This is a genomic window from Frankia sp. AgB1.9 (assembly GCF_016786355.1).
Lineage (GTDB): Bacteria > Actinomycetota > Actinomycetes > Frankiales > Frankiaceae > Pseudofrankia.
This window is the reverse complement of the sequence record NZ_JADWYX010000030.1, coordinates 70,161-92,482: the sequence shown is the minus strand read 5'-3', so window position 1 is coordinate 92,482 and position 22,322 is coordinate 70,161. Positions and strand designations below refer to the sequence as shown.

The 22,322-nt window shown below is 70.8% G+C and carries 21 protein-coding genes and 1 pseudogene; 9 read left to right on the top strand and 13 right to left on the bottom strand.

What is annotated here, in order from left to right; genetic code table 11:
- Positions 1-171 (top strand): annotated as a pseudogene (locus I6A60_RS14355) (ABC transporter substrate-binding protein); the annotation flags it as partial.
- A gap of 194 nt (positions 172-365) precedes the next feature.
- Here the strand turns inward: I6A60_RS14355 and I6A60_RS14350 are convergent.
- From I6A60_RS14350 to I6A60_RS14325, 6 genes are all read right to left on the bottom strand, one after another.
- Positions 366-1,103, bottom strand: a complete 738-nt coding sequence (locus tag I6A60_RS14350) for an SDR family NAD(P)-dependent oxidoreductase (protein WP_203024140.1) — start codon at positions 1,101-1,103, stop codon at positions 366-368.
- Between the two features lie 124 nt (positions 1,104-1,227).
- Entirely contained in the window at positions 1,228-1,983 is a 756-nt protein-coding gene (locus tag I6A60_RS14345) for an SDR family NAD(P)-dependent oxidoreductase (RefSeq protein ID WP_203024138.1), read from the bottom strand.
- Between the two features lie 141 nt (positions 1,984-2,124).
- Complete coding sequence (locus I6A60_RS14340; protein WP_203024136.1) at positions 2,125-2,961, bottom strand: TauD/TfdA family dioxygenase; 837 nt, start codon at positions 2,959-2,961, stop codon at positions 2,125-2,127.
- An 11-nt stretch (positions 2,962-2,972) separates the two neighbouring features.
- Positions 2,973-3,317 (bottom strand): hypothetical protein, encoded by a 345-nt coding sequence (locus I6A60_RS14335; RefSeq protein WP_203024134.1) that lies wholly within the window; start codon positions 3,315-3,317, stop codon positions 2,973-2,975.
- Positions 3,318-3,331: 14 nt separating this feature from the next.
- On the bottom strand, positions 3,332-4,624 hold the full coding sequence (locus tag I6A60_RS14330) for an aromatic ring-hydroxylating dioxygenase subunit alpha (RefSeq protein WP_203024132.1): 1,293 nt from the start codon (positions 4,622-4,624) through the stop codon (positions 3,332-3,334).
- A gap of 118 nt (positions 4,625-4,742) precedes the next feature.
- Entirely contained in the window at positions 4,743-5,933 is a 1,191-nt protein-coding gene (locus tag I6A60_RS14325) for a CaiB/BaiF CoA-transferase family protein (protein ID WP_203024130.1), read from the bottom strand.
- A gap of 140 nt (positions 5,934-6,073) precedes the next feature.
- On the opposite strand from I6A60_RS14325, the gene I6A60_RS14320 reads away from it, so the two are divergent.
- The 5 genes from I6A60_RS14320 to I6A60_RS14300 all read left to right on the top strand — a co-directional run bounded on the left by I6A60_RS14320 (position 6,074) and on the right by I6A60_RS14300 (position 11,260).
- A complete protein-coding gene (locus I6A60_RS14320; protein WP_203024128.1) occupies positions 6,074-7,036 on the top strand; it encodes a TIGR03621 family F420-dependent LLM class oxidoreductase in 963 nt (320 codons plus the stop codon).
- A 52-nt stretch (positions 7,037-7,088) separates the two neighbouring features.
- Positions 7,089-8,009, top strand: a complete 921-nt coding sequence (locus I6A60_RS14315; protein WP_203024125.1) for a CoA ester lyase — start codon at positions 7,089-7,091, stop codon at positions 8,007-8,009.
- A gap of 46 nt (positions 8,010-8,055) precedes the next feature.
- The gene (locus I6A60_RS14310; RefSeq protein WP_203024123.1) at positions 8,056-9,507 is read left to right on the top strand and encodes an aldehyde dehydrogenase; all 1,452 of its coding nucleotides are present in this window, start codon (positions 8,056-8,058) and stop codon (positions 9,505-9,507) included.
- Positions 9,508-9,773: 266 nt separating this feature from the next.
- Complete coding sequence (locus I6A60_RS14305; RefSeq protein WP_203024121.1) at positions 9,774-11,072, top strand: cytochrome P450; 1,299 nt, start codon at positions 9,774-9,776, stop codon at positions 11,070-11,072.
- Positions 11,072-11,260 (top strand): ferredoxin, encoded by a 189-nt coding sequence (locus tag I6A60_RS14300; RefSeq protein ID WP_013426476.1) that lies wholly within the window; start codon positions 11,072-11,074, stop codon positions 11,258-11,260. Before I6A60_RS14305 ends, I6A60_RS14300 begins: the two co-directional genes overlap by 1 nt.
- Positions 11,261-11,349: 89 nt before the next feature.
- On the opposite strand, the gene I6A60_RS14295 is transcribed toward I6A60_RS14300, so the two are convergent.
- The 5 genes from I6A60_RS14295 to I6A60_RS14275 form a co-directional block, all read right to left on the bottom strand.
- Entirely contained in the window at positions 11,350-11,640 is a 291-nt protein-coding gene (locus tag I6A60_RS14295) for a DUF1330 domain-containing protein (RefSeq protein ID WP_203024119.1), read from the bottom strand.
- A gap of 352 nt (positions 11,641-11,992) precedes the next feature.
- Positions 11,993-12,397, bottom strand: a complete 405-nt coding sequence (locus I6A60_RS14290; protein WP_203024117.1) for a type II toxin-antitoxin system VapC family toxin — start codon at positions 12,395-12,397, stop codon at positions 11,993-11,995.
- Positions 12,394-12,678, bottom strand: coding sequence for a type II toxin-antitoxin system Phd/YefM family antitoxin (locus tag I6A60_RS14285; protein WP_203024115.1), 285 nt, complete (start codon positions 12,676-12,678; stop codon positions 12,394-12,396). The genes I6A60_RS14290 and I6A60_RS14285 overlap by 4 nt, the downstream gene beginning before the upstream one ends.
- 409 nt (positions 12,679-13,087) lie before the next feature.
- The gene (locus I6A60_RS14280) at positions 13,088-13,993 is read right to left on the bottom strand and encodes an LLM class F420-dependent oxidoreductase (protein WP_203024113.1); all 906 of its coding nucleotides are present in this window, start codon (positions 13,991-13,993) and stop codon (positions 13,088-13,090) included.
- Between the two features lie 201 nt (positions 13,994-14,194).
- Positions 14,195-15,409, bottom strand: coding sequence for a cytochrome P450 (locus tag I6A60_RS14275; RefSeq protein WP_203024111.1), 1,215 nt, complete (start codon positions 15,407-15,409; stop codon positions 14,195-14,197).
- Between the two features lie 251 nt (positions 15,410-15,660).
- On the opposite strand from I6A60_RS14275, the gene I6A60_RS14270 reads away from it, so the two are divergent.
- Positions 15,661-18,090 (top strand): CoA transferase, encoded by a 2,430-nt coding sequence (locus I6A60_RS14270; protein WP_203024109.1) that lies wholly within the window; start codon positions 15,661-15,663, stop codon positions 18,088-18,090.
- 86 nt (positions 18,091-18,176) lie between these two features.
- Here I6A60_RS14270 and I6A60_RS14265 read toward each other — a convergent pair whose 3' ends face one another.
- Both I6A60_RS14265 and I6A60_RS14260 read right to left on the bottom strand, forming a co-directional pair.
- Positions 18,177-18,617, bottom strand: a complete 441-nt coding sequence (locus I6A60_RS14265; RefSeq protein WP_203023295.1) for a nuclear transport factor 2 family protein — start codon at positions 18,615-18,617, stop codon at positions 18,177-18,179.
- A gap of 69 nt (positions 18,618-18,686) precedes the next feature.
- Positions 18,687-19,433: an SDR family NAD(P)-dependent oxidoreductase gene (locus I6A60_RS14260; protein WP_203023296.1), complete on the bottom strand. Its 747-nt coding sequence runs from the start codon at positions 19,431-19,433 to the stop codon at positions 18,687-18,689.
- 353 nt (positions 19,434-19,786) lie between these two features.
- Here I6A60_RS14260 and I6A60_RS14255 point away from each other — a divergent pair, with 353 nt between their 5' ends.
- Both I6A60_RS14255 and I6A60_RS14250 read left to right on the top strand, forming a co-directional pair.
- Complete coding sequence (locus I6A60_RS14255) at positions 19,787-20,953, top strand: acyl-CoA dehydrogenase family protein (protein ID WP_203023297.1); 1,167 nt, start codon at positions 19,787-19,789, stop codon at positions 20,951-20,953.
- 86 nt (positions 20,954-21,039) lie between these two features.
- Positions 21,040-22,308, top strand: coding sequence for an acyl-CoA dehydrogenase family protein (locus I6A60_RS14250; protein WP_203023298.1), 1,269 nt, complete (start codon positions 21,040-21,042; stop codon positions 22,306-22,308).
- Positions 22,309-22,322: the final 14 nt, after the last annotated feature.

The window sequence follows — 22,322 nt, the reverse complement described above, 5'->3', positions numbered from 1 at the left end:
CTCTACGGCAGCCACAAGCTCGACATCAACGACCGCGAGAACATCGTGGCCGGCGCCGACAACTGCCAGTGGATCGCGAAGCTGGAGGGCAGCACCTTCAAGCCCGTCCCGAACGCCATCCCGGTCTGCGGCGACATCGTCCCGGGCAAGACGGTCTCCGCGGCTACCTGATCCGCCGCTCCTGACCCGAACGACAACCGGCCGGGGTCGGCGCGCTTCCCACCTGGGGGCGCGCCGGCCTCGGCCGTCGGCGTTCCGGTCGAGGGCGTCCAACCGGACAGGGTCGGCACCCGGAACGGCATGTCCGTTCCCAACGACAAGGCCGGCCGGTGCAAAACACCAGCCGGCCTGTCAATCCATCGTGCTCAGCGGGCGACGTAGCCTCCGTCGACGGGCATCGCCACACCGGTCATGTAGGAGGACTCGTCGCTGGCCAGGAACAGCGCGGCCGCGGCGAGCTCGCTGGGCCGCCCGAAGCGGGCCATCGGGTTGGGCACCTTGATGTCCTGCGGCGGCGCGGGCGCCTGCGCTTCGGCCATGCCCGTCCAGGTCATCCCGGGACAGATCGCGTTCACCCGGATGCCGGACTTCGCATAGTCGAGCGCGGCCGACTTCGTCAGCAGCACGACGCCGCCCTTGGCCGCCGAGTATCCGGCCTTGCCCTTCCAGCCGACCATGCCGGCGTTCGAGGCCGTGTTGATGATCGACCCGCCGCCGTTCTCGAGCATCCTGGGCACGGCGTACTTGATGCCGAAGAACACGCCCTTGATGTTCACCGCGAGCAGCTGGTCCAAGATCTCCTCGTCGAGCTCGTGGATGAGCCCGGACGGCCCGGAGATCCCAGCATTGTTGAAAAGCACGTCGAGCTTGCCGAAGGTGCGGACCGCGGTGTCGACCAGGTTCGCGACCTGCTCGCCGACGGCCACGTCCGCCTGAACCGCGACGGCGTCGGCGCCGATCTCGGCGGCCGTTTCCTTCTCCGAGCCGTTCCGGTCCGCGCAGACGACGCGGGCGCCTTCCCGCGCGAAGAGCAACGCGGACGCCCTGCCGATTCCTGAACCGGCGCCGGTCACGATCGCCACCTTGCCGTCGAGCCGTCCCACCACATCCTCCGTCACCCGCGTCACCGCGTTCGAAGACTCTTTCCCACGCCAGTCCCGCGAATCCCCCTTCCCACCGGCGCCGGTACGGCGGTGGGCCCAGAGGATCCGCGGGACGACGCCCGGCTCAGGTGTTGCGGCCGCCGTTGACGCCGATGACCTGGCCGGTGATGTAGCTGGCCTCGTCACGGCACAGGAACGAGGTGGCCGCGGCGATGTCCTCGGGCTTTCCGGCCCGACGCACCGGCGTCTTCTTCTCGTGGTCCTCCACGCTTCCGCCGAACATGCCGCGACGCTCGGACTCACGCATCATCGGCGTGTCGACGAAGCCCGGCGGAATGGTGTTCACCGTGACGCCGTGCTCGCCGAACTCCAGCGCGAGCGACTTCGTCATACCGATCAACCCGGCCTTGGAGGACACGTAGTGCGCCATGTACTGCTGGCCGCCCTGCGCCGACGAGGACGAGATGTTCACGATCCGGCCCCAGTGCGCGGCGATCATGTCGGGCAGGACCGCCTGGGACAGGTAGAACGGGCCATTCAGGTTGACCGCGATCGTCTTGTCCCAGGACGCGTCACTGATCTTGAGGAACTGGCGGAAACCGGTGATGCCCGCGCTGTTGACCAGGGCGAGGATCGGGCCAAGCTGCGCGCGGACGCTCTCGACCGCGGCGTTGACCGCCGCCCGGTCGGACACGTCGACGCCACCGACGGCGATCGCCTCATGGCCGGCCGCGGTGATCTCCTCGACCACCTGCTTGGTCGTGTCCTCGTTGAGGTCCAGGACAGCCACCGCGAAACCGTCCGCGGCGAGCCGGTGGGCGCACGCTCGCCCGATTCCCGAGCCACCGCCGGTGACGAGCGCCGTTCGTCGTTCGGTCACTGTTCCGAACCTCCTGGGTCCTTGATGCGCCAATGATCAGCAGAAGCGTGGATGCCCGTGAGACGGCCGGCTAGCGGAGTCGGCTGGTTCACGGGCACCTGGCCGGGTGCACGCCGCGGGGCGTACCTCGCCGGACTGCTGTCAGGCGATGGCCTCGTCGCCGACGATCGACGTGCGATGCATCAGCCGGCTGGAGCCTTCGCCGTAGGGCATCGCCCGATGCAGCATGCCCGTGTTGTCCCAGATGACCAGGTCGCCACGCTGCCACTTATGGCGTACCACAAACTCGGGCGCGGTCGCTCGCTCGAGCAGCCGATCCAGCAGCGGCCGGGCCGCCTCGGGGGCCACCCCGATGACCTCGCCGGCGGTCGCGCCGAGCAGCAGCGACCGCCGGCCGCTACGCCGATGCCAGACGAGCGGGTGTTCCCGGGACGGGATACGGTCCCAGGCCGCCTTCTCCTCAGGACTCGGGTTCGGGTAGACGTTGCGCTGCGACGTCTCGAAGCTGTGCACCACCCGCAGGCCCGCCAGCTCGGCCTTCTCCTCGTCGGTGAGCGAGTCGTAGGCCGCGTAGGTGTTGGCGAACTCGGTGTCGCCGTCGCCGTCGCCAGAGACCTCGCGCGCGGTGAGCAGCGTGTACTTGTCCGGCAGGGTGTCGGTCGAGCCGTCGAAGTGCCACCAGAACGTCGCCTCGCGGTACGCCGCCATCCTGCTCTTGGCCGCGTCACGAGTGATCGCCTGGACGTCCGGGTGGCCCTTCACCTTGCCGTGCTTGGGCGGCAGCACCTCGCCGAGCAGGCGGCTGAACGCCACCAGCTCGGCGTCGTCGACGTTCGCCTCCCGGAAGATCACGACGCCGCCCGCGTCGAGGGCGGCCAGGGTGTCGTCGGCGACCGCCTGGTCGACCAGCGCGGAGCCGGACAGACCGGAAATCTCCACGCCGGTCGTCGGCGTGATCTTTGTCCTGGTGATACTCACCTGCGCCTCGCTTAGATAGCCGGCTCGACCACGTTGTTGAAGAACGCCGCGCCCGAGTCCGGGATGCGGGGCTGCTTGAAGATGTTCACCGGGTAGGAGACGAGGATGAACGAGTAGAGCAGGTTCAGCAGCCGGGTGGCGTCCTCGGGCAGTTCGTTGATGTCGAGGGTGTCGAGGTACTCGATCGCCTCTTCCGCCAGCGGCGCGACCGCGTCGTAGAACGCGGACAGCTCGTCGATGTTCTTCGACAGCCGCCTGGCGTACCGCTCGGTCCGGGTGGCCAGCGACCAGTCGGCGACCCAGGAGTCGAGAACGCTGAACTTCTCGGGCAGCAGGGCGCCCGTCGTGGTGGTCATGATGGCGGGCTCCCCTACTTGTCGTTGCCGGCCCGGTGGGCGGCGACGGCCTGGCGGACGACGTGGTGGAACTGGCGGATCATCAGCTCCATGTCGGACAGGTGGAACTGCTGCAGCGCCCGGTTGGCCAGCGCCGAGTAGGACGCCTCGACCGTGTTCGTGTCCTGCATGGCGAACTCGATGGTCGAGTCGACCACGACCTCCTGGGCGAGGCGCTCGGAGGCGGTCTTCGGCTCGGGGAAGTAGATGTCGACCTCGTAGTTGTGGCCGCCCACCGAGTCCGGGATGTACTGATAGGTGATGACGTAGCCGCGGCCCCACAGCTGGATCGACAGGTTCGGGAACAGCCAGTACTGGTCGTTGCTCCAGTACCGGACCTCACCCGGGTTGCGCTCCGGCGTCAGGTACCCGAGGTCGTCGCGCAGGTCGTCCGGGCCGAACAGACCGGCCCGGAACAGCTTGTAGATCCAGTCCTCGCTGCGCTCGGGCGGGCCGACCGAGCCCTGCTTCTTCTTCAGCGGCGGCGGGCCGGGCACCGAGGTCAGCATGTGCGGCGTGAACAGGTCGTAGTGGTAGCTGTCCATCGGGGGGACGAGCTTCTCGGCCTGGTTCACGTCGACGTCGAGGAAACGGCCGTGCACGTACGCCGGGTGGTACCACTCCAGCAGCGCGTCGATGCCGATCTTCCAGTTGCCCTTGACGTAGGTCCGGAACGACCAGTGGTTCGTGAACTTCTCGTACGGCCAGCACTCCAGCTCACGGACGAGCTTCTCGCCGAGGAACTCGCGCAGCGGCGGGGCGTCCGCGGAGAAGTTCACGAAGATGAAGCCGGCGAAGACCTCGCACTGCAGCTGCGGCATGGCCAGCTCGTCGGGCAGCGAGTCGAAGAACTGGTCCCGCTTGGTGACGTAGCTGCACTTGCCGTCGAGGCCGTAGCGCCAGCCGTGGTACTTGCACTGGAACTGGCGGGCCGAGCCCTTGGACTCCTCGGCCGGGTGCTCCTGCCAGACCACCTTGTTGCCGCGGTGGGCGCAGATGTTGTGCAGCGCGTAGACCTTGCCGTCGGTGTGGCGACTGATCACGATCGAGCCCAGGCCCTTGAGCTCCCGGGTGAAGAACGTGCCGTTGCGCGGCAGCTGCTCGATCCGGCCGACCTTCAGCCAGGTCCGCTTGAAGATGGCCTCGCGCTCGGCCTCGAAGAACTCCTCGGAGATCGAGTCCTCGTAGCTGACCGGGCCGGTGCCAAGCTCCGGGTAATCCAGCGTGTACTTCTCGCGGCCGGTGGCCAGCTTGTCGATGCTGGACATTCTCCACCCCCTCCTCGGGATGATCTCGGCCCGGAGCTGTTCCGTCCGGCGCCGATGTGCGGTGATGGGTCAGGTGTGGCCATGGGGTGGCGATGGGTGGCGCACCCGGACCGCGTGGCTAGACCACGCCGTCCGCGCGCAGCTGGGTGATCTCGTCGGCCGAGCGGCCGAGGATCTCGTCGAGGACGCCGTCGGTGTGCGCACCGAGCTCCGGGCCCAGCCAGCGGATCTCGCCGGGCGTCTCGGACAGCGTCGGCACCACCCCGGGCACGGCGAGCGGGCCGATCCGGGACTCCTGGGTGGTGATCGTCCCGCGGTGGGCGTACTGGGGGTCGGCGAAGATGTCGGCGATCGAGTTGACCTTGCCGGCCGGCACGTCCTGCGCGCGGCAGCGTGCGACGACCTCGTCGCAGGTCAGCGAGCCGACCCACTCCGCCACGATCTTGTTGACCTCGTCGCGGGCCGCGAGCCGGTTCTGCTTCGGCCCGAACCGGTCCGGCGCGGACAGCTCGGGGCGCCCCATCGCGAGCGCGAGCCGGCGGAACATGTCGTCGTGGGAGCAGGCGATCGCGACGTACTGGTCGTCGGCGGTCCGGTAGTGGCTGTGCGGGACGACGTTCACCGTGTCCGCGCCCATCCGCTCCCGGACGTAGCCGTACTTCTGGTAGGCCGGGGCGAGCTCGTCGAGCGCCCGGAAGATCGTCTCGAACAGCGCGATGTCGACGACCTGGCCGCGGCCGGTGGCGTCCCGGGCCCGCAGCGCCATCAGCACGCCGATGACGCCGTACATGCCCGTCATGTAGTCGGCCAGCGAGGTGGAGCCGGGGGTGACCGGCACCCGGTCCGGCTCGCCGGCGAGATAGGCCAGTCCCGAGAACGCGTGCGCGATCCGGGCGAAGCCCGGCAGATCACGCAGCGGACCACTCTGCCCGTAGGCGGAGACCCGCAGCATGATCGCTCGCGGGTTGATCTCCTGGACCGCCTCCGGGCCGAGGCCCCACTTCTCCATGACCCCGGGGCGGAAGTTCTCGATGACGATGTCGGCCCAGACGATCAGCTCGCGGACCAGCTCCAGGCCGCGCGGGTCGGCGAAGTTGATCGTGACCGACCGCTTGTTGCGCGCCTCGGAGAGCCAGACCAGCGTGTCGCCGCACTCCGTGTCCGTGCCGAAGCGACGCAGGTGGTCGCCGCCACCGGGACGCTCGACCTTGACCACCTCGGCCCCGAACTCCCCCAGCACAGTGGCGCAGAACGGCCCGGCGATGAACGTGCCGAGATCGAGAACCTTGACGCCGTCGAGCGCGTGCATGCCGTACCTCCTCTGTCCGCGTCCCTAGAATCGCCACTCTGGCCTGCGAGAACCATCATTCCACAAATCCGAGAACGGCGCTACCCTGGATCGGACGTCGTCTTTCGCGTGAGCGAGCATGTTATGTTCGGAGGGTGATAATGGTCCGCCCGTTCCGCTTTGCCGTCCAGGGGACCAAGGCCAAGTCCGGCGCCGAGTGGCGTGGCCTGGCCCAGGAGGCCGAGGACCTCGGGTACTCGACTCTGTTCGTGGCCGACCACTATCTGGGCGGAGGGCCGGCGAACCGGGCGGCGAGCATGCCGCCCCAGCACCTCGCCCCGATCAGCTCGATGGCGATGGCCGCGGCCGTCACCACGACGCTGCGGGTGGGCTGCCGGGTGTTCTGCGCCGACTACCACGTTCCCGCCGCCCTGGTGAAGGAGGCGGCGACGATCGACCTGCTCTCCGACGGCCGGATGGAGTTCGGCATCGGCGCGGGCTGGAACGAGATCGAGTTCGACGCGATGGGGCTGACCTACCTGCCCGCGCCGCGGCGCATCGACAAGCTCGTCGAGGTGGTCGCGCTGGCCAAGGCGCACTGGTCCGGTGAGCCGATCGAGCTGGACGGCCAGCACGTCAAGGTCTCCGGCTACCGCGGCCTCCCGTTGCCGGTCCAGCAGCCACGGCCCCCGATCATGGTCGGTGGCGGCAAGAAGCGCATCCTGTCGTTCGCCGCCCGCGAGGCCGACATCGTGAGCATCTCCAACACGCCGTTCGTCGCGATCAACGAGGACGGGCTCACGCCGTCCGAGGAGCTCGCCCGCCGGGTCGGGTACGTCCGGGCGGCCGCGGGCGACCGCCTGGAGCAGCTCGACATCGAGGGCTCGCCGTGGTTCGCCGAGATCACCACGGACACCGCCGAGGCCGCGGAGCGGATCGCGGGCTGGGCGCAGACCACCCCCGAGGTCATCGCGGCGCATCCGAACGTGCTGCTCGGCACCCTCGACGAGATCATCGAGCGGCTCGTCGAGCGCCGGGAGGCCTTCGGCGTGAACTATGTCAGCGTTCAGCAGAACCAGCTGCGGACGTTCGCGCCCATCGTCGCCGCGCTGGCCGGCAAGTAAATCGACGCGGCCCGGCAGAGCGCCGGCCTCGCACAGAACAGCAGGAGGATCCGTGCGCGAACCGCGCGCCCGCCGCTCGGAGCTGGCCACCCCGGCCAGCAGCGAGAAGATGTGCATGAAGGCCGGCAAGTCCGGGGCCGACCTGGTCTTCCTCGACCTGGAGGACGCCTGCGCGCCCGCGGTGAAGGAGTCGGCCCGCGCCATCGCCGTCGCCGCGCTCACCGGGCAGGACTGGGGGCACACCGTCCGGGCCGTCCGGGTGAACGGGCTGGACACCCCCTGGTGCCACGGCGACATCATCGAGATCGTCACCGGCGCCCGCGAGGCGGTGGACGTGCTGATCGTGCCCAAGGCGCGCTCGGCCCGGGACGTCTGGTGGGTCGACGTGCTGCTCACCCAGCTGGAGACGAAGCTCGGCCTGCGCAAGCGGATCGGCCTCGAGGTGCTCATCGAGGAGGCCGAGGGCCTCTCGAACGCCCCCGAGATCGCCAAGGCGAGCCCGCGGCTGGAAGCGATCATCTTCGGCGCCGGCGACCTGTCCGCCTCGCTGCACGCCCGGGTCGACGGCAACTTCGACCCGGTCGGGGAATACCCCGGCGACTTCTGGCATTTCGCCCGCGTCCAGGTGCTCGCCGCCGCGCGCGGTGCCGGCATCGACGCGATCGACGCGCCCTACCCCGCCTACCTGAACCCGGACGGGTACCGCCAGGCGGCGACCCACGCCAGCCTGCTCGGCTTCGACGGCAAGTGGGCGATCCACCCGTCGCAGGTCCCGATCGCGAACGAGGTGTTCGCCCCGACCGAGGCGCAGATCGCCGAGGCCCGCGACTCGATCGAGGTGTACCGGGCCTCCGAGCGCGACGGCGTCGGGGCGATCGGGCGCGGCGGCCAGCTCGTCGACGCCGCCCACATGCGCCTGGCCACGAACACGCTGCACCGCGCGGTGCTCGCCGGCCTCATCGACGAGGTCTGACACCACTCCCGCCCGGCCCCGGCCGGGTAAGCCCCCGGAGGGTCACATGCAGGTACAGGATCGACTGTTCATCGGCGGCGAGTGGGTCGCGCCGAGCGGCACCGACACCTTCGACGTCGTCTCGCCGGCCACCGAGGAGGTCATCGCCCGGGTCGCCGAGCCGACGACCGTGGACGTCGACAAGGCGGTGGCCGCCGCCCGCACCGCGTTCGACGAGGGCCCGTGGCCCCGGCTGCCGGTCGCCGAGCGGGTGGCCGCGGTCCGCCGGCTCGCGGCGCTCTACAAGCCGGGCCGCGGCGAGCTCGCGAAGATCATCAGCTCCGAGATGGGCGCCCCGATCAGCTTCGCCAAGATCGGTCACGTCGCCATCCCGATGTTCATGATGAACGCCTTCGCGGGCATCGCCGAGAACCTCGAGTGGGAAGAGCGCCGGCCAGGCTTCTACGGCCAGGACATCCTGGTGCGCAAGGAGCCCGTCGGCGTCGTCGGCGCGATCGTCCCGTGGAACATGCCGATGCACCTGACGATCGGCAAGCTGATCCCCGCGCTGCTCGCCGGCTGCTCGGTGGTGCTGAAGCCGTCGCCCGAGACGCCGCTGGACGCCTACTGGCTGGCGGACCTGCTCACCAGGGCCGAGCTTCCGCCCGGCCTGGTCAGCATCCTGCCGGCCGGCCGGGAGGTGGGCGAGTACCTGGTCTCGCACCCCGGCGTCGACAAGGTCTCGTTCACCGGGTCCACGGCCGCCGGCCGCAAGGTCGCGGCGGCCTGCGGCGCGAACCTCAAGCGGGTCGGCCTGGAGCTCGGCGGCAAGTCCGCCGCCGTGGTGCTCGACGACGCCGACCCGGCCGCGATGGCCAAGGGTGTGCAGGTCGCCGGCCTGATGAACAGCGGCCAGGCCTGCGTCGCGCAGACCCGGGTCCTGGTCCCGCGGTCGCGCTACGCCGAGTACGTGGACGCCCTGGCCGCGATGGTCGAGGGACTGCCCACCGGCGACCCGTCCGACCCGACCACCGAGGTCGGCCCGCTGGTCGCCCAGCGCCAGCAGGACCGGGTCCGGGGCTACATCGAGATCGGCCAGAAGGAGGGCGCCCGGCTCGTCGCCGGCGGCACGGACCTGCCGGCCGGGGTCGACCGCGGCTGGTACGTCCGCCCGACGCTGTTCGCCGACGTCGAGCCCTCCATGCGGATCGCGCAGGAGGAGATCTTCGGCCCGGTCCTCTCGGTGCTCCCGTACACCGACGAGGCGGAGGCCATCAGGATCGCCGACGCCACCGAGTACGGCCTGTCCGGCTCGGTGTGGACCGCGGACGTCGAGCGCGGCCTGGGCGTCGCCCGGCGGGTGCGCAGCGGCACCTTCGGCGTGAACGAGGCCTACAGCATGGACCCGGCGGCGCCGTTCGGCGGCGTGAAGGCGTCCGGGATCGGCCGCGAGCTGGGCAAGGAAGGCATCGAGGGCTTCCTCGACTCCAAGTCGATCTCGGTCGCCGCCGGTCGTTGAGCCGCGGCAGGGACCGGACGCCGTGGCCGCGTCCGGTCCCCGTCGCGTTCCGCCGATGCGCGACGGAGGCGGGCGCCGCAGCCGGTGCGGTACGTTGTGGATGCCAGCTTTCCGTTTCAGAGAACGCTGCTCTCGCCTAGAATCAATGTCGTTATCCTCGTCACAGTCGCGACGAGAACTCCATCCCGCGCCCGGCGGCGTCGAAGGGAGACCCTGTGTCTGAGGCCAAAAACGGGCCTGTCTCATCTGAGGCCAAGACCGGGCCGGTGACGAACGACCTCGTGTCGTTGGACTTCTTCCTCGGCAGGGACCTCGTCGACGATCCGTACCCGTACTTCGACGAGCTGCGGTCCAAGTGCCCGGTGTACCGGGAGCCGCACCACAACGTGCTGATGGTCACCGGCTACGACGAGGGCGTCCAGGTCCTGCAGGACGTCGAGAACTTCTCGTCGGTGACCTCGGTGACCGGCCCGTTCCCCGGCTTCCCGGTCCCCGTCGAGGGCCGCGACGACGTCGCCGAGCTGATCGCGCAGCACCGCGACTCGCTGCCCTTCAGCGACCAGCTGCCGACGATGGACCCGCCGACGCACACGGACCACCGTGCGCTGCTGATGAAGATGATCACCCCGAAGCGCCTCAAGGAGAACGAGGACTGGATGGGCGGGATCACCGACCAGCTCCTCGACACCCTGCTGGAGCGGGGCAAGGGTGAGTTCGTCGGCGAGTTCGCCGGGCCGCTCGCGCTGCTGGTCATCGCCGACCTGCTCGGCGTGCCGCCGGAGGACCACCCCGAGTTCATCAAGCAGCTCAACCGCTCCAACGTCGGCGGCGGCATCGGCTCCAGCAGCGGCGAGTCCCTGGCACACAACCCGCTGGAGTTCCTCTACGGGAAGTTCGCCGGCTACATCGAGGACCGCCGCAAGGAGCCGCGCGGCGACGTGCTCACCGGCCTCGCCCAGGCGACCTTCCCCGACGGCACGACCCCCGAGGTCATCGACGTCTGCCGGGTCGCCGCCAACCTGTTCTCGGCCGGCCAGGAGACCACGGTCCGGCTGGTGAGCACCGCGGCGAAGCTGATCGCCGAGGACCCGGAGCTGCAGGCGACGCTGCGCGCCAACCCCGAGAAGGTGCCGAACTTCCTCGAGGAGGTGCTGCGGACGGAGAGCCCGATCAAGGGCGACTTCCGGATGTCCAAGTGCCCCGTCTCGGTCGGTGGGGTCGACGTCCCGGCCGGCGCCACGCTCATGATCGTCAACGGCGCCGCCAACCGCGACCCGCGCCACTTCGACGACCCGGCGACGTTCGACATCGGCCGGGCGAACGCGCGGCACCACATCGCCTTCGGCCGCGGCATCCACACCTGCCCGGGCGCCCCGCTGGCCCGGGCCGAGGCGAGGGTCGCCATCCAGCGACTGCTGGAGCGCACCAGCGACATCCGGCTGGACCCGGGCCTGCACGGTTCCGCCGAGAACCCCAAGTACCGCTACATGCCCACGTTCATCCTGCGCGGGCTGCTCTTCCTGGGCCTGGAGGTCACGCCGGCGCAGGTCACGGTCGAGGCGTGATGAAGGTCTTCATCGACGACGACAACTGTCGCGGGCACGGCGTCTGCGCGGCCGAGTGCCCGCAGGTCTTCGTCGTCAACGACGACGGCTACGGCGAGGTGATCGTCGACGAGGTGCCGGCCGAGTTGGAGGACGCGGTCCGCGTCGTCGCCACGCACTGCCCGGAGCGTGCCATCACAGTGGAGTGACCTGGCGCGACGGCGGGCGGTGGCGGGTTCTCCCGCCACCGCCCGTTTGGCGTACTGGGCCAGCCTCGGAAGCCGGTTCAGAAACCTGTTCAGAAGCCGGTGATGATGGCCGCGTTGCAGTCGGCCGCGGCCTGGCGCAGCGGGATCGCCTTGGCGTAGGCCTCCGACGTGTACCAGGCCTTCGCCTCCTCGACCGAGTCGAACTCGAGGATGACCGTCTGGTTGCCGTGCCACTCCCCCTCGAGGACCTCGGTGGCCGGTCCGACGGCCAGCGGCCGAGCGGTGTGGCCCGCGAACGAGGCCATCGCCAACTTGCTGTACTCGGCCATCCCGTCCGGGTCCTTGATCGCCTCGGTGAAAACGACATACGCCTTCGGCATGCGCTCGGCTCTCCTCAGGTCAGTTCGCAGGTCCAGACGTCGACGACGCCGCTCCGGCCATCCTCGCCCGCCGCCACCGTCCGGCGCGACGTCTGTAGACCAGACGGCACAACTCGCCCGATACCCGACTTGGTGCTGTCTGAGCAGACAGCACCCGACCCATCACCCATCCTCTCCAGAGGAAGCTAGGCCAGGCGACATCTGGACGCACCCGACCGACCGAAATGCAAAACCCCCTGGGACTTGCCGCTCTAGGCGGTAGAGGTCCTCCCGGGGTGTGTGGTTACACCCTAGCGAACCGTGTCAGCACGCCCTCAGCTCCCGGGTTGATCTCCCGCGTTCCGCGCTCGGGTCATTTGGGGCTGGCAGTGGGGAGGTCAGCCTTCTCCGCCGCGCCGAGGAGCCGCTGGTCGTAGGTGACGAACGCGTCGATGATCACGCCATCCCTGCGGGCCACGAGTATCGCGGTCGCCAGGTGGATCGCGTCGAGCGATCGCAGTAGCGGATCGTCCAAGGTCGCGGCCACCGACCGGACCGTGGCATCGATCTCGAGTCGGTAGAGATGCGCCATCACGGCAGGCACCGCGTGCAACGCCTCCGGAGCCACTCGCCGCAACGCCCGGGGAACCTCGATCTCGGCGAGCGCCGAGGTGAACCGCGGCGACTGCGGTCGCGCATTGAGCCAGTCGACCAGCGCAGCCGTTTCGGCCTCGGCGCGGACAAGCTTCACGATGGCGGCCGAGTCCAGATAGATCACCAGCGTTCGTCCTCCCGAGATGCGGCGAGCTCTGCCGCCGCGTCCACCGACGGATCGCCGATCATCGGCGGCGAGGGGATGACACTTCCGGCCGCCGCGGTCGGGGCCACTGCCCGACCCTCAGCCACCAGCAGATCGAGAGCCCCAACGGCGCCGTCCACGGGCACCAGCCGCGCGACCGGGCGCCCTCGGTCCGTCACCTCGATCGTCTCGCCTCGGCGCACCCGGTCGATCACCTGGCTCGTGTGCTGGTTGAGCTCCCGCACCCCCACCCGCTCCATGTCCCCAAATGTAGAACATGATGTTCTACACCACCAGCGGATGCGGAGATTTCCTCGCGGCGCCGGTTCGACGCCCCGAGCCCTCCGTTCTACGGGAGGCGCCGCCCCATCAGTGGGAATCCGCGCGGCTACAGGCGACCACCAGGCCTCACCCCGCCCGGGACCGGCAAGGCCGCGGCCATGAACGCCTCCAGAGATCCGCCAAGCTGTCCGACCAGACACTGTTCACTCAGACAGTACCAAAAGCGAGCATCTCCGCCGCGCTCCAGTCACTGATCGCTGTTTCGGCCCTCGGGTGGTTGTGATCGTGGCTGGTTTACAACCACGGGAGGGCCGAAATGGCGATCAAGGAGGCGAACCCGTCGATCTCACCGCCGGCGGGGCAGGCGGGGCGGGGGCGGGCGGTCGGTCAGGACAGGTAGGTGGCGCCGAAGGACTCGATGAAGTCCAGCGTCGTCTCTCGCGACTCGGAGTGGCAGGAGATGATGCACCAGGTCGCGCCGACCTTCTCCAGCTCGGCGAACTGCTCCCGGTGCCGGTCCGGGTCGACGGTCGGGGTCGAGCCGATCGCCGGGTCGCTGTAGGAGCAGGTGAAGTCCAGCGGCTCGGTGCGCCCGGCCGCGGCAGCCGCGTCCTTCACGCCCTGGATCAGCCCGGCAAGCTCGTCGCGGGAGTTGATCGCCGTCGTCTGGGCGGTGACCGCGACCGACGGCGGGGCCATCATCGGCAGCCAGCCCTGGCCCTTCTGCGCCGCGCGGCGCCGGGCGGCCGGGGTGTTGCCGCCGATCCAGATCGGGATCGGGTCCTGCACCGGCTTCGGCCGGGCGATCACGTTGCGGGCGTTGAAGTGACGGCCCTCGTAGCTGAACGGCTCGCCCTTCCAGTGCAGCGGCAGCACGTCGAGCGCCTCCTCGAACAGCGCGCCCCGCTCGGCCGCGTCGACGCCGAGCGCGAAGAACTCGGACTTCTGGTACCCGGCGCCCAGGCCCAGGATCAGCCGCCCGCCCGACAGCTTGTCGACCGTCGCCGCCGCCTTGGCCAGCAGGAACGGGTTGCGGTACGTAACCACGGAGAGGTTCGTCATCAGCCGTAGCCGGGTCGTCGCCGCCGCGGCGAAGCCGAGCGCGACGAACGGGTCGAGGCTCTGGTGCCCGCCGGTCTCCAGCCAGCCGGCCCCCGGGATCGGGTGCTCGGTCAGCGAGAGCGCGTCGAAGCCGGCCTTCTCGGCCGCCGCGGCGACCTCGTCCAGCGGCCCGGCGTCGAGCATGTCCCGGTCGGTGCCGTTGGTCTCCGGGTAGTGGAGGATGAAACGCATCGAGGTCCCCTAGCGCGCGTCGGTCGGGTCGAGCGGCGCCCCGCCGTCGCCGGCGACGGAACACCACGGGTCGGTCAGGTGCTCTGGCAAGCTGCCGAAGGCCGCTTTCGCGATCCTGCCCGCGGACGGGCGTCCGGCGCACGGGATGCCGGACGACCAGCCGCAGGGAAGGACAGACTGCCGGCCAGGACAGGCGGCGGGCTAGGACAGGCGGATCGGGAGCTTCAGCCAGCCTCGGGTCGTCGACGTGTGGTCGAGGACGGCCTTGTCGTAGTCGACCTCCCAGTCCGTCCACCGCTTGAGCATCTCGTCGAGCACGACCCGGCCCTCGGTCCTGGCGAGGCCGGCGCCCATGCAGAAGTGGATGCCGTGCCCGAACGACAGGTGCCGCTCCGGGGCGCGGTGGATGTCGTAGGAGTCGGCGGCCGGCCAGTGCCGCTCGTCGCGGTTGGCCGAGGCGTTGAGCAGCAGCATGGCGCTGCCCGCGGGCACGGTCTGGCCGTGCAGCTCGACGTCGCGGGAGAGCACCCGTGCCTGCACCGGTGACGGCGCCTCGAAGCGCAGGGTCTCCTCGACCGCCTTGGCGACCAGGCCGTCCCGGTCGGCCGCGACCTGGCGGCGCTGGTCGGGGTGGTCGCCGAGCAGCTGGCCGGTCCAGCCGATGAGCCGGCGGGTGGTCTCGTTGCCGGCGCCCGCGAGCAGCGCGGTGTAGATGAGCACCTCGGTGCGGCTCAGGCGGCGGCGGGTGCCGGTCTCGTCGGTGAACTCGACGGTGAGCAGCGCCGTCATCAGGTCGTCGGACGGATTGTTCGTCCGCCAGTCGATGTACTCGGCGAACGCCTGCATCGAGATCTCGGGGTCGCTCGCCTTCGGCGCCTGGCCGGCCTCCAGATGGTGGCGCTCGTGGCCCGCGTCGCGGATCGCGGCCTGGTCGCCCTCCGGGATGCCGAGCATCATGCCGATGACCCGCATCGGGATGAAGGCGCCCAGGTCGGCGACGAAGTCGAAGCCGTCGGTGCCGACGAACTGGTCCAGCGTGTCGGCCACCAGCTGGCGCACCCGGGGCTCCAGCGCCGCCATCCGCCGGGGGGTGAACACCCGGGAGATCAGCGCGCGGTGCAGGTCGTGGATCGGCGGGTCCTCGCCCAGGACCATGCCCGGCGGCACCCCTCGGCCCGCCTTGATGATCTCCAGGACCGAGCCCTTGCCGGAGATGTAGGTGTCATGGTCGGCGATCGCCTCGTCGACGTCGTCCCACCGGCTCAACGCGTAGAAGCCGTGCTCGTCGTTGTAATAGAGCGGTGCCTCGTCGCGCATCCGCTTCCAGACCGGGTAGGGATCCGAGTCGATCACTACGTCATAGGGGTCGTAGTAGATCTCCCGGTCCGCCGTGGCACTGGTTAAGCCGAGCTCCACCCGCCGCCTCCTTCCGGGTCGCCGGCGACTCGGAGGCTCACCCTCCGGTTCGTGGCAGCAGCATGTCATCAACCTGAACCCACGGGCAACCCGTGCCCGCCAGGGCGGCGGCTAGCCATCCGGGCTCTTGCGTCACCCGCGTGCAGCCACAACTATCAGTCGACGTCGATGTTAAAACGCTGGCCGGCGCGACGCCCCGCAGCTCGTGATACCCACAGCTCGGGGCGGCCGGCGCACGGGAGGAGCGCCAGATGACGACCGAGCCGCAGGCTCCGACGATCCCAGCGCCGCACGGTCCCCTGATGGGGGTGCGGGTCGTCGAGGCCGCCCTCGGCACCAGCGTCGTGGGCGCCGGGCTCGCCACGAGCCTGCCCGGCGCGCTGTTACGCGACTTCGGCGCCGAGGTGACCCGGGTCCGCTCGGCGACCCGGTCGACGCTGGACACCGGCATCGAGTTCGACCACGTGTGGGACCGCGGGAAGCGCATCGTCCAGGTCGACGACGCCGACCCGGCCGGCGCGGCCACCGTCACCGAGCTCGCCCGCGGCGCCGACGTCCTGTTCCTCGCCGGACCGCACGAGGCGATCGAGCGCCAGGGGCTCGACTATTCCGCGCTCTCGCTGCTCAACCCGCGGCTCGTCGTGGTCCGGCTGCGTCCCGGCCACACCGCCCGGGGCGCGGTCGGTGACCTTGAGCTGCTGCTCGACGCCCGGCTCGGGCTGCTCACCCAGATCCGCCACCATCAGCCCGGACGCCCGGCCTTCCCCGACCTGACCGTCGCCAGCGCCGGGGCGGGCCTCGCCGCGACGGTCGGTGCGCTCGCCGGCCTGTACGAGCGGGTCGGCACCGGCCGGGGCGGCTGGGCCGAGACCTCGCTGGCCGACGGCCTGCGCGCGCTGCTCCCCATGATCATTGGCCGGGTCGAGCACCCGTCCCCCACCACGACGCTGCTGTGGCGCGACCAGGGGCCGAAGGAGAGCCTGGCCTATCGGTGCGCCGACGGCGAGTACATCCAGCTGTGGTTCGGGGCGAAGGGCGCCTACGAGGCCTTCCTCGCGCACCTGGGCGAGCCCCCGAGCGAGCGCGGCTACAACGCCGACCTGATGAGCGGCGCGATGGTCGAGCGCGGGGCCCGCTGGGCGGCCGCGTTCGCGCGCCGGCCCCGGGCCGAGTGGCTGGCGGAGTTCGCCGGCCATGACTTCCGCTGTGAGCCGGTGCTGCGCCCCGGCGAGGCCCTCGCGGACCCGCACGTCCGCCAGACCGGCCTGTCCGTCACCCACCCCGACCCCGACCACGGCTCGGTCACGGTCCTAGGCCCGATCGCCCGGGTGACGGCGTCCGACCCTGGCCGCGCGGACAGGACGCGCCCCGCGACCGGCGACGGGCGGCTGCTGTCCGGGGTACGGGTGCTGGACCTGTCGGCCTACCTGGCCGGGCCGGTCGCGACGGCGGTGCTGGCCGAGCTGGGCGCCGACGTCGTCAAGGTCGAGCCGGTCACCGGCGACGTCCACCGGACCATGGAGCCGATGTTCGCCGCCGGTCAGCGCGGCAAGCGAGCCGTCGCGCTGGACCTGAAGGCACCCGGCGCCGACCGGGTCCTCGCGGCGCTCTTCGCCGGCAGCGACGTCGTCCACCACAACTCCCGGGTCGGTCTGGCCGAGCGGCTCGGCTACGACGAGGCGACCGTGCGCGCCGCCAACCCGGACGCGGTCTACTGCCACGCGAGCGGCTTCGGCGCGACCGGCCCGCGGGCGAAGCTCCCGGCGAACGACCACCTGATGCAGGCCCTGTCCGGCGTCGAGGGTTCCCAGGGCGGCGCCGGCCAGCCGCCGACGTTCCTGGTCTGGGGCGCGATCGACTCCGCCAGCGGCTGGGTCGCCGCCTGCGGCATCCTCGCCGGCCTCTACGCGCGGCGCCGGGGTGGCGGCGGACAGTCGGTCGCGACGTCGCTGCTCGGCGCCGGGCTGATGCTCAAGTCCGGCGCGTTCCTCGCCGGCGACGCCACCGTGGCTGCCCCGCTGGTCGTCTCCGGCCCCGTGCTCGACGCCGAGCAGACCGGGTACGGCGCCGCCTACCGGCTTTACCAGGCCGCCGACGGTGGCTGGCTCGCGCTGGCGGTCCCGGACGCCGCCGCGTGGCGCAGGCTGCGGGACGCTCTCCAGGCCGGCCTCGCCGTCGCCTCGGATTCGGGCTCGGCGCGCCTGGCAACCGCCGGCCAGCCTGCGCCGTCCCTGTCCGGCCTGCCGGCCGATCCGCCGCCGTTGCGGACCACGCCGGGTGACCGGCAGCCCGCCGAGGAGATCCTCGAAGCCGCGTTCGCGGCGAGCGGGACGGCCGCGGGCTGGGTCGCCCGGCTGCGGGCGGCCGGCGTGCCAGCCGAGCTGGTCGCCGAGGTCGACCGGGCCGGGTTCATCGCGAACGTGCTGGACGACCCGGTCGACCGGGAGATCGGTCGCACGGTCTCCTTCGACTGGGGCGCGCGCGGCCGTACCGAGCAGCCCGGCTTCGCGCTGCGGCTCGGCCCGGCCCCACGGCCGGCCGTCCGGGTCGCGATCCCCGGGCTGGGCGAGCACACCGCCGAGGTGCTGGGCGCGGCCGGCTTCGACGTGGACGCCCAGGCCACGCTGGCCGACGCGGGCGCGATCCCGCCGAGCCCGCTGCCCGCGGCCGCCCACGGCTGACGGACCAGGCCCGAGGTGGGGTGACGGGTCAGGCCGACTCGTCACCCCACCGAGGCCTCACCGCCGCGCGGGGCGGCGGGCGGGCGTCAGCTCGTCGGGCGGGCCGACGGGGGGTTGACGAACCAGACCAGCTTCTCGGTGAGGTTCGCGCTCTTCCAGCCGTCCGGCGTGCGCACGAAGTCGTGGAAGTAGTAGCCACCACAGGAGCTCTGCTCGGCCAGCCCGGGTACCTGCATCGGGTTGAAGAACTGCGCGATCACCTTCGCCTGGTCGCCGTCGAGGGTGATCTCCACGTTCGTGATGTAGTGGATCTTCATGGGCATCTGGCCGAGACCGGCCTCCAGGTGCGCCGCCATCTCGTCGCGCTGGAGGACCGGCAGGGTCGCCGACGTCGAGGTGTAGTCGATCAGGGCGTCGGGCGTGAACACCGACTTCCACAGCTCGTAGTCGTTCGTGTCGACGCCACGCGCGTAGCGGGCAAGCTGCTCCTGGATCTCGAGCTTGTCCGAGACCGCCTGCAGATCCATCGGTTCTCCTCGCTGACTGTGCGGGCCGGGTTGCGCGTCCCGGGCTGACGGTGCGTCCCGGCGCGCGGGCTAGCTGACGGTGAGGCCGTTGTCGACGACGTAGACCGCGCCGGTGATCGACCGAGCCTCGGCGGAGGCCAGGAAGGCGAACAGCGCCGCGATCTCCTCGGGCATCGTGAGGCCCCGGTAGCCCGCCATCCGACGGGCCAGGTCCGGGTCCAGGTCCTCGGGGAAGGTCACGTCGCGGGCGATGTTCGTCAGGGTGCCCGCGGGCGCGATCGCGTTGACCCGCATCGGGGTCTTGATGAACTCGACCGCCATCGACCGGGTCAGCTGGATGAGCCCACCCTTGCTCGCCGCGTAGGCGGCCGAGTATGGAGTGCCCTGGATGCCGGCGTTGGAGGCGATGTTGACGATGTTGCCGCCGCTTTCCAGCAGGTGCGGGATCGCCGCCTGGGAGAGGAAGAACGGGCCGTCGAGGTTGACCGCCATCGTCTGGCGGTACAGCTCCAGCGACGTCTGCGCCGTGTGCGCCGGGCGGTAGATCCCCGCGACGTTGCCGAGCACGTCCAGCCGGCCGAACTCGGCGACGGTGGCCGCGACCGCCTCCGCGCATGCTCCGGGATCGCCGACGTCGACGCGGCGGACCGAGACCGGACCGTCCGCGAGCGACTTCGTCTCGACGAGCGCGTCCTCGTTGATGTCGACGGCCAGCACCGAGGCGCCCTCGGAAGCCAGGCGAATCGTGGTCGCCCGGCCCATTCCGGACCCCGCGCCGGTGATCAGCGCTACCTTGCCTTCAAACCGTCCCGTCATGCCCGTGTTCTATACCCGGGAGCCACTGGGCGCACCAGTTGGCAAATCTTGACGTCGAAGTCGATTAGTGGCGGAGACCCCTCCACCCAAGGCGTTCCGTCGGCCCAGCCGTGAGGTGGCCACACTCAAGGCCACGCAGGTCAGCGCCTCTGGTGTCAGGCGGCGCGACGGCGGCCTCTGCCGGCGGCGGGGCGGCGGCCTACCTGTCGATTGACAAACTTCGACGTCGAAGTCGATAAATGAAGGACCGCCCTGAACGGGCGGTCATCACCAGCTAACCACACGGTCCCTGACGACGGCGACCGTCACGCGCGCTCGCCCAAGCTGCTCGACTCTTCGATCGAGGTAACCGAATGCTGCTAGAGCTCACTCCCGACCAGGAGGTCTTCCGGGAGGCGACCGCGCGGTTCCTCGCCGACCGCGTGCCCCCCGAGGAGATCCGCCGGCTGCGGGACGACCCCGCCGGCTTCACGCCGGACTACTGGCGCGCCGGCGCCGAGCTGGGCTGGACGTCGCCGCTGGTGGCCGAGGAGCACGGTGGCGGCTCGATCAGCGGGGCCGGGCTCACCGACCTGACGGTCCTGGCCCACGAGTTCGGCGCCTGCGCCGCTCCCGGCCCGCTGGCCGCGGCGAACGTCGTCATGTCGGCGCTGTCCGGCGCGCTGCCGCGGGACGGGTCCGGCGGCGACGCCCACCGTGCCGTCCTGGAGTCGCTGCTGTCCGGCGACTCGTTCGCCACCTGCGCGCTCGGCGAGCCCGGGCTGACGCTCGGCGTGCCGGACCAGGTCCGGGTCCAGGTGCGGGCCGACGGCGGCGACGTCGTCCTCGACGGGCTGGCGCGCCCGGTCGAGTCGGCCGCGCAGGCCGATTACATCCTCGTCACCGCGAAGGTCGCCGGGTCCGAGACCGGGTTCGCGCAGGTGCTGGTCCCGACCGCGACGCCGGGCGTCACCGTCGCGCCGCTGCGGACCGTCGACCTGACCAGGCGGTTCTCCGTCGTCACGTTCGACGGGGTCCGGCTGCCCGCCGACGCCGTCGTCGGCAGCCTCGGTGACGCCGCGGAGCAGATCGAGCGGCAGTTCCAGGTCGCCGCGATCCTCGCCTGCGCCGAGAGCGTCGGCGCGATGCAGACGTCGTTCGACACGACCGTCCGCTGGGCGTTCGAGCGCTACTCGTTCGGCCGGCCGCTGGCCTCCTACCAGGAGCTCAAGCACCGGTTCGCCGACATGAAGATGTGGCTGGAGGCCAGCCACGCGATCTGCGACAAGGCCGCTGCCGCCGTGGATGCCGCCCCTGAGGCGGCCGAGCTGGTCACCGCGGCGAAGGCGTACATCGGCGAGTGCAGCACCGACCTGCTGCAGGACTGCGTCCAGATCCACGGCGGCATCGGTGTGACCTTCGAGCACGACCTGCACTTCTACCTGCGCCGGGTCACCGTCAACCGGACCCTGTTCGGGACCCCGGCGACGCATCGGGCCCGCCTGGCTGGAATCTTCGAGCACCTCAAGGAGCAGGCGTGAGCGCAGGAGTGAGCGAGCGGAGTGGTCGTCCGAGGGACGAGGACGGCCGCGGAGCGAGTGAAGCGACGGAGCGAACCAGGGACACAGTGACCGAGAGCAACGAGAGCGTCGAGGAGTTCCGGGCCAGGGCTCGGGCCTGGATCCGCGCCAACCTTCGGCCGCTGGAGGCCAACGAAGAGGTCGGCATCCTGCGCCCGACGCGGACCGACGAGCAGGAGCTGGCCGCGGTCGCCCGCGACCGCGAGATCCAGCGGATGCTCTTCGACGCCGGGCTCGCGGGCCTCTGCTTCCCGCGCGAGTACGGCGGCCAGGGCCTCAGCTACGAGCACCAGCGCGCGTTCAGCGCGGAGATCGCCGGCTACGAGTACCCGGCCCGCCTGCAGGTACCGACGTTCGCTCCGTGTGCGGCGGTACTGCTGGAGTTCGGCACCGAGGAGCAGAAGCTGGCGCACATCCCGGCGATCCTCAAGGGCGAGGAGATCTGGATGCAGTTCCTGTCCGAGCCGTCCAGCGGCTCGGACGTCGCGGCCGCCCTCACGACCGCGACCCGGGACGGCGACGACTGGATCCTCAACGGCTCCAAGATCTGGACGACCGGCGCCTGGTGGTCGGACTGGGCGCTGTGCCTGGCCCGGACCAACTGGGACGTGCCCAAGCACCGCGGCCTGACCGTCTTCATCTTCCCGCTGAAGTCGCCGGGCGTCGACGTGCAGCGCATCGAGATGCTCAACGGGGGCATGGAGTTCTGCCAGGAGTTCATGACAGACGTCCGGGTCCCGGACACCGCCAGGATCGGCCAGGTCGACGACGGCTGGACGGTCGGGACCCGCTGGATGTTCCACGAGCGCACCTACGCCAGCTCGCCCTACACGATCAGCACGGGCGGCAACTCGATCCACGGCGTCAGCTCGTCCTGGGTGCTGGACATCGCCCGCGCGACCGGCGGTCTGGCGGACTCGCGGGTGCGTGACCTGGTCGGCGAGGGCCGGACGCTCGACCTCGTCCGCGACGCGCTCCAGACCCGGCTCGCGGCCGGCATGCGCAGCGGCAAGATGTCCGACCAGTCAGCCGCCATCGCCCGGCTCTGCGCGGGCGTCACGTCCACCCGGCTGACCTCCCTCGCGTTCGACATCGTCGGCGAGCTGGGAGCCGCGTGGTCGGCCGAGGACGGCGCCGGCGGCGAGGTCGGCGCGGACTTCCTGATGCGCCAGACGGCCACCCTCGGCGGCGGTACCACCGAGATGGCTCGCAACGTCATCTCCGAGCGGGTGCTCGGGATGCCGCGCGAGCCGTCGCTCGACCGTGGCCGCGCCTTCCGCGACGTCCCCCGGGGCGGCCGGGCCGGCCAGAGCTAGTCGCCGGCAACAGA

Excerpts from the sequence above, each read along its gene's own strand:
- I6A60_RS14335 (WP_203024134.1), bottom strand. The coding sequence starts at position 3,317 with ATGACCACCACGACGGGCGCCCTGCTGCCCGAGAAGTTCAGCGTTCTC.
- I6A60_RS14330 (WP_203024132.1), bottom strand. The coding sequence starts at position 4,624 with ATGTCCAGCATCGACAAGCTGGCCACCGGCCGCGAGAAGTACACGCTG.
- I6A60_RS14325 (WP_203024130.1), bottom strand. The coding sequence starts at position 5,933 with ATGCACGCGCTCGACGGCGTCAAGGTTCTCGATCTCGGCACGTTCATC.
- I6A60_RS14320 (WP_203024128.1), top strand. The coding sequence starts at position 6,074 with ATGGTCCGCCCGTTCCGCTTTGCCGTCCAGGGGACCAAGGCCAAGTCC.
- I6A60_RS14310 (WP_203024123.1), top strand. The coding sequence starts at position 8,056 with ATGCAGGTACAGGATCGACTGTTCATCGGCGGCGAGTGGGTCGCGCCG.
- I6A60_RS14300 (WP_013426476.1), top strand. The coding sequence starts at position 11,072 with ATGAAGGTCTTCATCGACGACGACAACTGTCGCGGGCACGGCGTCTGC.
- I6A60_RS14295 (WP_203024119.1), bottom strand. The coding sequence starts at position 11,640 with ATGCCGAAGGCGTATGTCGTTTTCACCGAGGCGATCAAGGACCCGGAC.
- I6A60_RS14285 (WP_203024115.1), bottom strand. The coding sequence starts at position 12,678 with ATGGAGCGGGTGGGGGTGCGGGAGCTCAACCAGCACACGAGCCAGGTG.
- I6A60_RS14280 (WP_203024113.1), bottom strand. The coding sequence starts at position 13,993 with ATGCGTTTCATCCTCCACTACCCGGAGACCAACGGCACCGACCGGGAC.
- I6A60_RS14270 (WP_203024109.1), top strand. The coding sequence starts at position 15,661 with ATGACGACCGAGCCGCAGGCTCCGACGATCCCAGCGCCGCACGGTCCC.
- I6A60_RS14265 (WP_203023295.1), bottom strand. The coding sequence starts at position 18,617 with ATGGATCTGCAGGCGGTCTCGGACAAGCTCGAGATCCAGGAGCAGCTT.
- I6A60_RS14260 (WP_203023296.1), bottom strand. The coding sequence starts at position 19,433 with ATGACGGGACGGTTTGAAGGCAAGGTAGCGCTGATCACCGGCGCGGGG.
- I6A60_RS14255 (WP_203023297.1), top strand. The coding sequence starts at position 19,787 with ATGCTGCTAGAGCTCACTCCCGACCAGGAGGTCTTCCGGGAGGCGACC.